At 61.5% G+C, this 12,169-nt stretch carries 16 protein-coding genes; 1 reads left to right on the top strand and 15 read right to left on the bottom strand.

What is annotated here, in order from left to right; genetic code table 11:
- Window positions 1–176: 176 nt before the first annotated feature.
- The 5 genes from CVS30_RS12235 to CVS30_RS12255 form a co-directional block, all read right to left on the bottom strand.
- Window positions 177–1,211 carry an LCP family protein gene (locus tag CVS30_RS12235; RefSeq protein WP_245934583.1) on the bottom strand — a complete coding sequence of 345 codons (1,035 nt, stop codon included), beginning with the start codon at window positions 1,209–1,211 and terminating at the stop codon, window positions 177–179.
- A 94-nt stretch (window positions 1,212–1,305) separates the two neighbouring features.
- A complete protein-coding gene (locus CVS30_RS12240) occupies window positions 1,306–2,583 on the bottom strand; it encodes a DNA-processing protein DprA (protein ID WP_110485617.1) in 1,278 nt (425 codons plus the stop codon).
- Window positions 2,580–4,133, bottom strand: coding sequence for a YifB family Mg chelatase-like AAA ATPase (locus CVS30_RS12245; protein ID WP_110485618.1), 1,554 nt, complete (start codon window positions 4,131–4,133; stop codon window positions 2,580–2,582). Before CVS30_RS12245 ends, CVS30_RS12240 begins: the two co-directional genes overlap by 4 nt.
- Window positions 4,133–4,489: a YraN family protein gene (locus CVS30_RS12250; protein ID WP_110485619.1), complete on the bottom strand. Its 357-nt coding sequence runs from the start codon at window positions 4,487–4,489 to the stop codon at window positions 4,133–4,135. Before CVS30_RS12250 ends, CVS30_RS12245 begins: the two co-directional genes overlap by 1 nt.
- 178 nt (window positions 4,490–4,667) lie before the next feature.
- On the bottom strand, window positions 4,668–5,312 hold the full coding sequence (locus tag CVS30_RS12255) for an NAD(P)-dependent oxidoreductase (protein WP_110485620.1): 645 nt from the start codon (window positions 5,310–5,312) through the stop codon (window positions 4,668–4,670).
- Window positions 5,313–5,449: 137 nt separating this feature from the next.
- Here CVS30_RS12255 and CVS30_RS12260 point away from each other — a divergent pair, with 137 nt between their 5' ends.
- Window positions 5,450–5,827, top strand: coding sequence for a winged helix-turn-helix transcriptional regulator (locus CVS30_RS12260; protein ID WP_110485621.1), 378 nt, complete (start codon window positions 5,450–5,452; stop codon window positions 5,825–5,827).
- 125 nt (window positions 5,828–5,952) lie between these two features.
- Here CVS30_RS12260 and CVS30_RS12265 read toward each other — a convergent pair whose 3' ends face one another.
- From CVS30_RS12265 to CVS30_RS12310, 10 genes are all read right to left on the bottom strand, one after another.
- Window positions 5,953–6,285, bottom strand: a complete 333-nt coding sequence (locus CVS30_RS12265; RefSeq protein ID WP_110485622.1) for a DUF2469 domain-containing protein — start codon at window positions 6,283–6,285, stop codon at window positions 5,953–5,955.
- Window positions 6,286–6,357: 72 nt separating this feature from the next.
- Window positions 6,358–7,026, bottom strand: a complete 669-nt coding sequence (gene rnhB / locus CVS30_RS12270; protein ID WP_110485623.1) for a ribonuclease HII — start codon at window positions 7,024–7,026, stop codon at window positions 6,358–6,360.
- A complete protein-coding gene (gene lepB, locus CVS30_RS12275; protein ID WP_110485624.1) occupies window positions 7,026–7,925 on the bottom strand; it encodes a signal peptidase I in 900 nt (299 codons plus the stop codon). The genes rnhB and lepB (CVS30_RS12275) overlap by 1 nt, the downstream gene beginning before the upstream one ends.
- 72 nt (window positions 7,926–7,997) lie before the next feature.
- Window positions 7,998–8,663 carry a signal peptidase I gene (gene lepB / locus CVS30_RS12280; protein ID WP_110485625.1) on the bottom strand — a complete coding sequence of 222 codons (666 nt, stop codon included), beginning with the start codon at window positions 8,661–8,663 and terminating at the stop codon, window positions 7,998–8,000.
- 17 nt (window positions 8,664–8,680) lie between these two features.
- Window positions 8,681–9,040, bottom strand: coding sequence for a 50S ribosomal protein L19 (rplS, locus tag CVS30_RS12285; protein WP_110485626.1), 360 nt, complete (start codon window positions 9,038–9,040; stop codon window positions 8,681–8,683).
- Window positions 9,041–9,287: 247 nt separating this feature from the next.
- On the bottom strand, window positions 9,288–10,085 hold the full coding sequence (trmD, locus tag CVS30_RS12290; RefSeq protein ID WP_110485627.1) for a tRNA (guanosine(37)-N1)-methyltransferase TrmD: 798 nt from the start codon (window positions 10,083–10,085) through the stop codon (window positions 9,288–9,290).
- Window positions 10,085–10,654, bottom strand: coding sequence for a ribosome maturation factor RimM (gene rimM / locus CVS30_RS12295; RefSeq protein WP_110485628.1), 570 nt, complete (start codon window positions 10,652–10,654; stop codon window positions 10,085–10,087). Before rimM ends, trmD begins: the two co-directional genes overlap by 1 nt.
- Window positions 10,655–10,816: 162 nt before the next feature.
- Window positions 10,817–11,059, bottom strand: coding sequence for an RNA-binding protein (locus CVS30_RS12300; protein WP_044571187.1), 243 nt, complete (start codon window positions 11,057–11,059; stop codon window positions 10,817–10,819).
- A gap of 1 nt (window position 11,060) precedes the next feature.
- Window positions 11,061–11,468: a 30S ribosomal protein S16 gene (gene rpsP, locus CVS30_RS12305; protein WP_110485629.1), complete on the bottom strand. Its 408-nt coding sequence runs from the start codon at window positions 11,466–11,468 to the stop codon at window positions 11,061–11,063.
- Window positions 11,469–11,690: 222 nt separating this feature from the next.
- Window positions 11,691–12,143: a hypothetical protein gene (locus CVS30_RS12310; RefSeq protein WP_146233393.1), complete on the bottom strand. Its 453-nt coding sequence runs from the start codon at window positions 12,141–12,143 to the stop codon at window positions 11,691–11,693.
- Window positions 12,144–12,169 lie beyond the last annotated feature (26 nt).

Below are 12,169 nucleotides of genomic sequence, written 5' to 3' on the forward strand. Positions count from 1 at the left end.
CAATTTTAAACCCAGAGTATTCGATAAACAATAGCCAGCAGAAAAGTTCTCACATATACTTCCGAACCAAAGACGAGAGATGAGTGGACGAAGCGAGTGCTCTCCCCTGCCCGGGCAAAGAGGAAGAATCGGAACGGCAAACTAGCCTCAGGACTGGCAAAGCGCTCCTGTCGCAGCTAACCTAACCCGGCCTGCGCGATATGGTCGCCGAGGGTATCGTCGCTCAGCGCCTGGGCGATAGCGGAAACAGCTGCCTGGTCAAGCAACACGATAGATTGCCCGTCCGCACTCGTTCCGGTACCCAAAGTAGGCAAGGTGAAGGAGACGACGTCGCTGCCTCGAACGCTCTTCAGGCTCAGCGCGAGCGCCCCCACCGCCTTGGCATCCAATCCGACATCGACGCTGATGTAGGGGGCAACCTGATCCACGAGCTCTGTGACCTTGAGCGGATTGGTCAAGGTTGAGGGGGTTAACACTGCCGCGAGGAGAGACTTCAAAAAGATCTGCTGATTCCTGACCCGCTGGTAGTCCCCGTCAATGAAGGCATATCGTTCGCGAACAAAGGCCAGAGCCTGATCGCCGTTGAGCTTTTGTGGCCCGGTAGTGAACGTGTAATCGCCGTGGCTCGAGGAAAAGGACACCGGAACATCCACCGTGACACCGCCCAAGGCATCGGTGATGGTCTTGAAACCCTCGAAGTCGACAATGGCAACGTGGTCGATGCGACTCTTAAACATCCCCTCAAGGGTCTCCACAACAAGCGGAACCCCACCGAAAGCCATCGCCGCGTTGATTTTCGCTTGCCCATATCCCGGAATGTCCACCCAGGTGTCGCGCATGATCGACATGAGGTAGATGTGCTTTCGGTCCGAGGGAATATGCGCCCACATCATCGTGTCCGAGCGCTGATCCGAGGCAGCCCCTTCCTCCGCCAGATCTACGGCAGCTCCTCTGCTATCGCTGCCCAGAAGCAGGATATTTACTGCCCCTGCGGCGGGACCTTCCGTAGCTTTCGTCGGGCGCAGGGTTTCATTGGGAAAGGCACTGGGAATGGTTTGAGTCTTGTTATCAAAGCTCACGGCAAGGTTTCCCAAGAACGCAACGCTGACGATGGCGGCCACGACAAAGATGCCAAGGAACACCAAGAAGATGTTTCGTTGCCTGGCACGACGGCGGCGCACCGGAACTGCGTGTCCCTCATCTTCGCTCATATGAGACATCCTGCCACTGGCCGCAGCTCTTGTCTGTAATCCCCTCGATTTTCCTCCGGGTCCCCAGGGAGCACCCTTGGCACGCTAGCCGCTGTCACCAGATGCGGCGTTTCCACCCGCTGGCCAGCCGCTCCGCCAACCCCATGACCTCGAGCCTGCCAAGTCCGGACAGCACCGTCTGCGCGCTCAGGCCCGCGACGACGCACAACTTGTCTACGGTGGTTGCGGTGCGCAACGGCAACGCGTCAAGGAGCAGCAGGTCTTGCGTGCCCAGCCCGTCGTACAGGGCGTCGTCGCCTGTGGGCTCGTCCACGAGGTGTTCCCCGATCGATCCGGCTAGCTCGGCAATGTCGGCGGCATCCGTGACGCACACCGCGGCTCCTTCTTTTAGCAGTCGGTGGCATCCGGCGGAATTGGCCGAATACACCGATCCCGGCACGGCTCCGACCATTCTGCTGAGCGTTGCAGCATGGTGTGCCGTGTTGAGTGCCCCGGATCGCCATCTGGCCTCCACCACCACGGTGGCCTGGCACAGTGCGGCGATGAGACGGTTGCGTTGCAGGAACCGATAGCGTGTGGGGTTTGTCCCCGGTGGGACCTCGGCGAGGACCATTCCCTGCTCGGTGATGGTGTGCAGCAGCTCGTCATTGCCAGAGGGATAAAAGCGATCCACTCCCCCGGCCATGACGGCAACGGTGGGTGGCTGCGCCTCTGACTCGCGCTTGGTCAGCGGTAGGGATGGTGACCCTCCCGCCATGAGTGCCGAGGCCCCAGATGCGACAGCCAGCGCGCCTCGGTGTGCATGCGCGTCAATGCCGTAGGCGCCGCCACTGACGACCGTGAAGTTCCGTTGAACGAGGGAGGTGGCGATCTCAGCCGTGACGTTCGCGCCATAGCTGGTACAGTCCCGAGATCCGACCACGGCAATGCACCGCGACTGCTCCGGAAATAACGTGCGGGTACCTCGGCGCCACAACGCAATCGGTGCGCCAAGTTCCAGGTCGTGCAGGGCCTGTGGCCAGCCGTCGTCTTCCGGAATAATGAGCCCGCCACCGAACCTTCTCACGGTGTCAAGATCCCGCTGCGGCGCGATATCAACCAGTCGCGGCCGCCACCGCGTCAATGCCTCGGCGAGCCCCGACCATCGCCGTGTTCCTGCCGCAGCTAGAACCTCGGTCACCTCTCGTTCCACCGTGGCGTCGGAGTCGACGGTGCTCTCGATCAGTGCCAGGGCTTCCTCGGGACCAAGTGCCTCGATCAAGGCTAGGCCGGGCATATCCGCCGGTTCCATCAGCCGGGTCAGCGCTGCTCGCGCAACACGGATCCCGTGGCCGGCCCACGCCACCGATCCTCGCGGGTGACTGTCACTCATAGCCCCTCCCCTCGTTGTCGTAACGTCAAGGCCAGCCCGACTTCCTCACTGCCCGGATGGCTCAGCCCCTGCAAATCGGCGGCCGACCAGGCCAGCCGCAGAACTCGGTCATAGCCCCTAGCGCTCAGCACTCCCACACCCATGGCCTTATCGAGCAAAGCGGTGTCGTGTCCGCTCAGGCGCAAGGGACCACGCAGGATCTTGCCCGTCAGGTCGGCGTTGTGCGCCAAGCCCCAGACCTTGAGCCTGTCGCTGGCTAGGTCCCGGGCAAGCCTGACACGTGCCGCCACCTGCGCCGTTGACTCTCGCGGTGCTAGATCGGCGAGGTGCGCCAGGGGCACCTTATTGACCTGAAGCTGAATATCCACCCGGTCCAGGAGCGGGCCGGAGAGCCTACCAAAATAGCGTTTGCGCGCCATGGGAGTGCATTCGCAATTCAGCCCCTTGCCCGTGGCCTTGCCACAGGGACAGGGATTTGCCGCCAAAACCAGCTGAAAGCGGGCCGGATAGGATGCGGTTCCGGCTGAGCGGTGCAGGATCAGCTCCCCACTTTCGAGCGGTTGCCTCAGGGCATCGAGGACTCTCTTATCAAATTCGGGAGCCTCATCTAAGAAAAGTACACCGCGATGCGCCCGTGATGCAGCACCCGGACGCGGAATGCCGCTACCACCTCCGATGATGGCCGCCGTGCTGGCCGTGTGGTGTGGCTTTTCATAGGGTGGCCGGTGAATCAGGGCGGCGAGTCCAGCGGCCCTGTGCTCGAGGGAATGAATCGCGGTGACCTCCATGGCCTCGGCGTCATTGAGATCGGGCAGCAGCCCCGGCAGTCGTTCGGCCAGCATGGTTTTGCCCGACCCCGGCGGACCCACCATCATGAGGTGGTGCCCGCCTGCCGCGGCAATTTCCAAGGCCAGCCGGGCGACGGACTGCCCCGCGACCTCGGAAAGGTCAAGGCTCTCGCCGGGTTCCGATGGCCCTGAGACGGCCACAAGTGCGTCAGGATCTGTGAGCCATTGACTGTCGAGGCCCCGCAGCTCGGCCGGGTTGGCACCGAAGGACAGTGCCACCTCGGCCAGACACGCATAGCCGCGCACGTGGGCACCCTTGACGAGCCGCGCCTCGGCCAGATTGCTCTCGGCCACAACAACGTCGCCGTGACCGGCAGCCATGGCTGCCACGACGGCCGGCAAGATGCCACGCACGGGGCGTAGCCGCCCATCCAGGCCCAACTCGGCGATGAACACACTCCGCCCGGTCCCCCGCACATCGCCCGCGGCCTCTAGGGCAGCCATCACGATGGCCAGGTCAAAGGCCGAGCCCTTTTTCGGCAGGGACGCGGGGACGAGATTGACGGTGATTTTGCGTCGACTCAGGGGAATTCCAGAGTTTTGCGCCGCCGAACGGATCCGTTCCCGGGCCTCGTTCAGGGACGCATCGGGAAGCCCTAGAAGAATAAAGTTGGGCAAGGTTTGGCCGATATCGGCCTCAACCTCGATGACATGGCCGTTGAGTCCCACGAGCGCCACAGCTAAGGACCGCCCCAGCCCCATCAGGCCACACCCCTAAGATGGTCGATGCTGACTTCGGCCCCTTTGTCCATCAAGATGCCCATGGCATCGATCCGCAACGCCCCGATCACATGATTGTGCTCACGCGCCCACAGTACGGCCAGCGTGCGCAGCCGCAGGAGCTTAGCCCGGGTGATCGCCTCGAGCGGATCACCGTACCGACGGGAACGCCGCGTCTTGACCTCAACGATGACCAGGTCGGCCCCGTCGATGGCCACGAGATCAATCTCTCCGGTGGAACATCGCCAATTACTGTCGATGACCCGAATCCCACGCTCCTCCAGATAGTCAGCGGCCAACCGCTCACCGCGCTGACCCAACTCATCTTTGCTTCTCATATCCGCCTCCACTGCAAGCCTTGCGCGACGGGAAAGGAAGCGACAGAGCACCGGAGGCGAATGTGGAGTGTCGTACCATCACCTGTGCCTGTGGAGGAACAAAACTTGTGGGGGAACAAAAGGCGGTGCCCTGCGGAATTGATCCACCGGGCACCGCCTCAGAAAAGTTCAGGAGGGCTTAGTAGGCCACCGTGAAACGCTGGTTGTTGTGTGCCGGTGACTCGACCTCATCGACGACGGCCAGCGCAAAGTCGGCACCGGAGATGTTGGAGTTACCCTCGTCGTCAACGAGCAAGACGTCTCCACCGGTACGGTATGCGCCGGTTGCCTCGCCGGGAGCAAAGCCACCGAATCCGCCGGCGGGGCTGACATAGAACCAGCTGAGCTTGTCAGAACCTGCCTTCAGGGTCTCCAGCAAGGCGCCTGCCGTCTTGGACTCGGGCAGGATCTCGGCTGGGAAGCCGGGGGTGTCCATGACGAGTGGGCCACCGGGAGCTACCTGCAAGGAACCGGCGCCACCAATGACTCCAAGGCGTGCACCGGAGCCCTTGACGTGCGGCAGGAGTGCATCGAAGACGCCCTCGAGCTTGCCAACGAGCTCGCCGCGCGGGGACAGCGCCTCGATCACAACATCGGCGCCGGCAGCGGTCGTGGCGAGGAAGTCGGCATCCAGGACCGAGCCGGTGACGTACCGGGCGCCGTCGACGGGGGTTTCGGGAAGGTTCCGGCTGAAGGAGGTCACATCGTGTCCGCGCTTAACTGCCTCGCGCACAATGTTGCTGCCTGCGTATCCGGTTCCACCAATTACGTTGATCTTTGCCAAGTTGGAGCTCCTTGCCCGTGGCCTTGCGCCACATCGTTACGAATCATCAAAACTAGGTTACTAAAAGAGAGTAACACACTCAGGGATACTAAATCTTTGTTAGACTCATAGCGACATCAAGAGTGGAGAAGAACATCATGAACGAGCCAGTGTGGGATCCCTACGACCGGAATTGTCCTTCGCGACAAGTTCTGGACCGAGTCGGTGACCGGTGGAGTGTCCTCGTGGTGGGCGCCTTGACGCAGGGGCCCCGGCGTTTTTCGGAGCTCGCCAAGACGGTGGACGGCGTGTCCCAGAAGATGCTCACCCAGACCCTGCGCGGCCTGGAGCGCGACGGCCTCGTGGCGCGGACCATCTTCGCCCAGATTCCTCCTCGCGTCGAGTATGAGCTCACCGCTTCCGGCCGCAGCCTCTCCGAGCCCATGTTGGCTCTCGAGGAGTGGACCAAGGCCAATATGCCGCGCATCGTGACGGCGCGCGAGGCTTATGACGGGGCGCATGCCCCGAAAGCCTGAACCGCCCCTGAACCTAAGAGTCCTGAGCCTAAGTCTGGGGACAACAAGAGGGAAGGTCGACGGCGGAACTTTCGTTCCGGCGTCGACCTTCCCTCTTGGCTTATGGCTGGCTAGACGATAACGCCCTAGCCCAGTGAACCTAACTGGCCGTCCTTAGGCACCTGCAGATCATCGGATTTGATGAGCTCCTCGACATTGACGTCCTTGAAGGTAATGACGCGCACGTTCTTCACGAAGCGGGCCGTGCGGTACACATCCCAGACCCAGGCATCTTGCAGGGTCAGGTCAAAGTACACCTCGCCGTCGGCAGAGCGCGCCTGCAAATCCACATGGTTGGCCAGGTAAAAACGTCGTTCGGTTTCCACCACATAGCTGAACAGATTCACCACATCGCGGTATTCGCGGTATAGCTGCAGCTCCATATCGGTTTCGTAGTTTTCCAGATCCTCAGCACTCATGCTTCCATCATCCATCACATGGCCACGACTTACCCAACGACCCGGCGTGTGGGACACAAGAAGGGGAGGTCATTAGACGAGGCGCCAGGTCTTGCGGTGGAAATCGGTGGGGCCGTCGGCGACGATGGCGGCGCGGTGCGAGGCAGTTCCGTAGCCCATATTGGCATCCCAGCCAAAGGCCGGGTACATTTCGGCCAGACCCATCATGATGGCGTCGCGCTCCACCTTGGCCAGGACGCTGGCGGCAGCGACGGAGAGGCAGCTCATATCGGCCTTGATGCGGGTCTGCAGCGTCCAAGGCACGGGCGCGGCGGCGGGCAGCGAGGAGCCGAAGAGGTCGGCCTGGGCCGGTTCCGAGAGCCAATCTTGATTGCCGTCGAGGATGACGAAATCGGGCATGAGAGTGCCAGCGGCCTGAGTCAGGGCCCGCATGCCGGCCAGCCGAAGGGCGCTGACCAAGCCCAGTGAGTCAATTTCATGCGCGGCCGCATGGCCTACCGCGCTGGCGTCTGCCCACGCGAGGATGTCCGGGATCAAAGCCTCGCGCACGGCCGGGCGGAGCAATTTGCTGTCCTTGACGCCGGGCAGCTCCACGGCCGTCTCGGGCCGAATAATGACCACGCCAACACTGACAGGTCCGGCGAGGGAGCCACGGCCCACCTCGTCGCAGCCGGCCACGACGGCGTAACCCTGCGCCGCGAGTTCCCGTTCCCAGCCGAGGGTGGGTGCTGCGGCTGCCACTACTGACCCACCGCCGTGTGCTGTTCCGAGCCGACGCTGGCGCTACTGGGCTCCGGCACGGCGTCGAACACGTCCGGGAAGTTGCCCAGGTAGCCCCAGCGGGCGAGCGGCCAGGCAATCACGACGGCGCGTCCCTCCACATCGTCGATCGGCACGAAGCCGGTGCCGTTGAGGTCGTTGTGGGCACGGGAGTCCATGGAGTTATTGCGATGATCGCCCATGACCCAGAGGTGCCCAGCGGGAACCACCACATCAAAGGTGGTGTCCGACGGCGTGGCGCCCGGGAAAAGGTAGGGCTCGGTGATGGCCACACCGTTGACGGTCAACTTGCCGTCGGCGCTGCAGCAGCTGACATGGTCGCCCGGCAGGCCGATGACACGCTTGACGAGGTGCTGCTCCGAGCTATCGGGGGCCAGGCCAATGAAGGTGGCGGCGTCGCCGAGCCAGTTCGAGGAGCCCGCGGCCTCCGTGGCCGGCAGCCAGCCCTGCGAGTCCTTAAAGACCACCACGTCCCCGCGCTTGAGCGACATGGGCTCGGGAACCAGGAGGTTGACGAAGATCCGGTCCTGAATCTCTAGGGTGTTTTCCATGGATCCGGAGGGGATGTAAAAGGCGCGGAAGAGAAAGGTCTTGATGAGGAAGGACAGGACCACAGCAATGACCACGATCGTGAGCAATTCCTTGCCCCAGGACAACACCTGGCGGGCCCAACGCTGGGTGGGGGTGTCGTCGTCGTGCGTCTCGAGGTGACTCGCCTCATGGGCCGCGGCAGGAGGCTGCCCAGACTTCTTCAGGTGGCGCGCGCGCCAATCCTGCCGGACGCGCTTCTCGCCGTGAGCCGGCTCGTGGCCCTCAGGGCGCGATGCACCGTTGACATCGTCCGGCACATTCTCTTGCATCAACGTCTATTTCCTTAGCGAAGTCAGGTCAAAGAATTCTTGGTACAACACCGGCCAGGTGCTGCGGGCCGCTCACCGGCCAGATAACGCCGAACCATCGCTGAGGATGGGGTGTATCCGATCGAGCGGCCAGATCGTCACACTGGGTGAACCAATGACCTTGGAGGTGGAAATCAAGCCGCCTCCGGGCGCACCCAGGAGCGATCGTGAATCAAGTGAGACATTGCGGTGATCGCCCATAAGCCACAACCTACCCTGCGGCACCGTGACCTCGAAGGGCAACGCGCTGGGTTCATCCCCGGGATACAGGTAACTCTCAGTGACGGGAACGCCGTTAATCTCCAACAGGCCGTCCGCGGAACAGCACTTGACGGTGTCGCCGGCAACGCCCAAGACACGTTTGACGTAAATATTGTTGTTGGGCACCAGGCCGAGCCATTGGCCCGCACCCACTACGCCGTCGGCAAAGGCCCCGGCACCGGACGTCAAGGGCGTGAAGGAGCCACGACCGTCAAAGACCACCACATCCCCACGCTCAATGGGTGTGTGGCTGAATGCTGTGCGGGAGACTAAAACCCGGTCCCCGGTCAGCAGCAGCGGCTCCATCGATTCGGACGGGATGTAATACACATCCACCCAGGTGTTGCGCACCAACGCCAGGAACACGAAGATCAAGGCCACCGCTAGAAACACAAAACGCCAGCCCAGTTTCCTGGACTGGCGTTTCGCACGAGTCAAAGTGCGACTCCCCTTTATTACTTAGCGGGGAGGTTGTCGCGCTTTTCCTTGATCTTTGCAGCCTTGCCGCGCAGGTTACGCATGTAGTACAGCTTGGCGCGGCGAACGTCACCCTTGGTGACAACTTCGATCTTTTCCAGAACCGGGGAGTGTACCGGGAAGGTACGCTCTACACCGACACCGAAGGAGACCTTGCGGACCGTGAAGGTCTCGCGGAGGCCATCGCCCTGGCGGCCAAGGACGAAGCCCTTGAATACCTGGACACGCGAGCGGGAACCTTCAATGATGTTCACGTGAACGTTGAGGGTATCACCGGCGCGGAAGGCGGGGATGTCGCTACGCAGGCTGGCTGCGTCGACAGAATCGAGAATCTGCATTTTTCTCACTCCAGGTAAACGCCACAGGTCATTTACTTTGTGTCACGAATCACTTGGACGGCGCGTGGGCCATGTCAAGGAAACGAAAGAATTGGACCGGTTTCCGCGAATGGGACACCGGTGTGCTGCTCTGTTGACTAACGCTCCCCCTGTGGCAGGAACGCGCCCAGTCAGGCACATTTACTTATTTTGCCATACTCGGCGCCGCCAGACTAATTCATCCGGCAGCGCACGTCATGATGACTAACTACTTTTCCTCGCGCAGAACGGCACGGCCATCGACGACGGCGTATCCCAGTTCCCAGAGAATGTTCTTGTCTGCTTTGCTGACGTTGGAGACATCAAGGGCCGCGATGAGATCGGGGCGGCGCTCGGCGGTGCGGCGCAGCTGCAGTTCTTTCCGGAACTTCGCGATCTTGCCGTGGTTGCCGCTGAGCAAGACATCGGGAACCTCACGTTCACGCCAGCTCGAGGGCTTGGTGTACACCGGGTACTCCAGCAGCCCATCGGAGTGTGATTCCTCGATGAGTGACTCGGGATTACCTACAACGCCCGGTACCAAGCGACCAATGGCTTCCACCATGGCCAGCACGGCGACCTCGCCACCGTTGAGCACATAGTCGCCAAGGCTCACGGGACGCACGATGTAATCCTCTGCGGCCCACTCGAGGACACGTTCGTCAATGCCCTCGTAACGGCCACAGGCGAATACGAGGTGTTCGGTCTCGGCGAGCTCGTAGGCCAACGCCTGAGTGAAGACCTCACCGGCCGGTGAGGGCACGATCAAGGTGGGCTTCACGCCGTCGGACGTGGGTGAGGCAACGGCAATGTCGGTGAGGGCCTGAGCCCAGGGCTCGGGCTTCATGACCATGCCGGCGCCGCCACCGTAGGGGGTGTCATCGACGGTGCGGTGGCGATCTTGCGTATAGCCGCGCAGATCGTGCACCTTCAGCTCCAGCAATCCCTCGGTGCGGGCCTTGCCAATGAGGCTCAGGTCCAGCGGGGCCAGGTACTCCGGGAAAATGCTGACAACATCAAAACGCATTATTCCGCGGATCCTTCCGAGCCATTCAGGTCTGCCGCTTCGCCGCTTTCGTCGCTGGCGGTGACTTCCTTATTGACCGTGAACAGGCCAGCGGGAGGGGTCAGCAGAACGTAACCACCCTCGATGTTGACCTCGGGGACAATCTCGTCGACGAAGGGCACCAGCACCTCGTCACCTTCGTTGTCTTCAACGATGAGCAGATCTTGCACGGCGAGGGTGCGCAGGCCCGTCACCTTGCCGACCTTTTCAGTGCCGACCCGAACCTCGAGGTCCAGCAACTCGTGTTCGTACCAGGCGTCGTCGTCCTCGTCATCTTCTGACTCAAAGAACATGGTGGCGCCACGGAGGAGTTCGGCGTCATTGCGGGTGTTGGTACCTTCGAAGCCCAACAACAGGATGTCCTTGTTCCACCGCGAGCTCTTCACCGTCAAGCTCCCGATCGATGCCGGCTCCACCACGAATTCGGCGCCAACGTCAAACCGGGATTCGGGGGCGTCGGTGAGGACCAGAACGGTCACCTCACCCTTAATGCCGTGGGGCTTGCCAATTCGGGCAACCTGAACCTGCATGAGTACTCCTAAGTACCGCTGGAATGATGTACTGCTAGAAAATTTGGGGGTAAAAAGTTTGGCCCCGTCACCATTATGGTGCCGGGGCCAAACATTTGGCTTTACTGCTGAAAACTTCCCTGGCGTTCCTTGTGACGGGAACGAAAGGTTCTTTGACGCAGGTTAGCGGCGGCGGTCAGTGTCAACAACGTCAACACGGACCGGCTCGCCATTGGCCAAGGCTGCAACCACTGTGCGCAAGGCACGGGCGGTGCGACCCTGACGGCCAATAACCCGGCCCAGATCGTCTTGATGAACTCGCACTTCGAGGGATTCCCCGCGGCGGTTGTTCTTGACGCTCACCTGTACGTCCTCGGGAGAGTCAACAATCCCGCGAACTAGGTGCTCCAGCGCTTCAGCCAACAAACTACTCGGCCTCGGTGCTCTCGGCAGCTTCAGCCTCGTCAGCCTTCTTGGCCTTCTTGGTGATGGCTTCCTTGACAACAACATTCTTGGCTTCAGGAGCAACGAAGGCAACCTTCGGAGCCTTGGTCTTCAAGGTGCCTTCGGCGCCCTTGATTCCCTTGAACTTCTGCCAGTCACCGGTGATCTTCAGGAGCTTAGCAACAGGCTCGGACGGCTGAGCACCGACGGAGAGCCAGTACTGAGCGCGGTCGCTGTTGACCTCGATGAAGGACGGGTTTTCGGTCGGGTGGTACTTACCGATTTCCTCGATGGCACGGCCGTCACGCTTTGAGTGTGAGTCCATTACAACGATGCGGTAGTACGGGGCGCGCATTTTACCAAAGCGCTTAAGGCGAATCTTTACAGCCACTTTTGTGGTTACTCCTGTTTCGAAAAAGGGGCGAATTCTGTCTCACGCTCCCGTGGGGCGGGCCGATCTTCAGAATCCTAAGGACAGGATCAGCACACGGAGAGAGGGGCCATGTGGATCGAGTACCTTTTTATTATGCCAGATGATCCCCGCACCGTGCGACGTGTTACTCACCACGCTGGCGAAAAATGATCCCGCGGCGGTGCGGCGAGCAGCGGCACGTTACTCGGCGGAGTAGAAGAACAAGCCCATCTTGGCGTTGGCTTCGGCGGCCGAGAGTGCAGCGGCTGCCATGGCCGTCAGGGCGCGCAGCAGCGGCTCGGTGACCTCGGGAGTTGATTCCATCTCCTCGGCGGCGGCCCACTCGGCGGCCAGGTCCACAATATCCTCGGGGTCTTCGGGAGCATTGAGCTCGGCAAAGACCTCCAGCAGGGCGTCGGGCATGGCGAAGAGTGTGTCCAATTCAATATCAACCAGGCTCAGCTCGGCGGGGACGCCGGTTGCGTGGACCTTTTTGACGGCAAACTCGCCAAGTACTTCAATCTCAAAGTCGCTCAGGCCGGGCGTCGGCAGCACCGGCACGTCGATGGAGGGCGATTTTCCGGACTCCCGGGCCTTGGCCCGGGCTACTGCCTGATGGTGGTCGGCGATGAAGAACTCAGAGTAATTGGCCACGCACAAGCCTTTCAAGTTGGGGGTCC

Source organism: Arthrobacter psychrolactophilus, assembly GCF_003219795.1.
GTDB lineage: Bacteria > Actinomycetota > Actinomycetes > Actinomycetales > Micrococcaceae > Specibacter > Specibacter psychrolactophilus.

Coding starts and splice junctions, on each gene's coding strand:
- CVS30_RS12245 (WP_110485618.1), bottom strand. CDS start 4,133: ATGGGGCTGGGGCGGTCCTTAGCTGTGGCGCTCGTGGGACTCAACGGC.
- rimM (WP_110485628.1), bottom strand. CDS start 10,654: ATGCAGGTTCAGGTTGCCCGAATTGGCAAGCCCCACGGCATTAAGGGT.
- CVS30_RS12235 (WP_245934583.1), bottom strand. CDS start 1,211: ATGAGCGAAGATGAGGGACACGCAGTTCCGGTGCGCCGCCGTCGTGCC.
- lepB (WP_110485624.1), bottom strand. CDS start 7,925: ATGCAAGAGAATGTGCCGGACGATGTCAACGGTGCATCGCGCCCTGAG.
- CVS30_RS12240 (WP_110485617.1), bottom strand. CDS start 2,583: ATGAGTGACAGTCACCCGCGAGGATCGGTGGCGTGGGCCGGCCACGGG.
- trmD (WP_110485627.1), bottom strand. CDS start 10,085: ATGCGTTTTGATGTTGTCAGCATTTTCCCGGAGTACCTGGCCCCGCTG.
- CVS30_RS12265 (WP_110485622.1), bottom strand. CDS start 6,285: ATGAGTGCTGAGGATCTGGAAAACTACGAAACCGATATGGAGCTGCAG.
- CVS30_RS12260 (WP_110485621.1), top strand. CDS start 5,450: ATGAACGAGCCAGTGTGGGATCCCTACGACCGGAATTGTCCTTCGCGA.
- CVS30_RS12250 (WP_110485619.1), bottom strand. CDS start 4,489: ATGAGAAGCAAAGATGAGTTGGGTCAGCGCGGTGAGCGGTTGGCCGCT.
- rplS (WP_110485626.1), bottom strand. CDS start 9,040: ATGCAGATTCTCGATTCTGTCGACGCAGCCAGCCTGCGTAGCGACATC.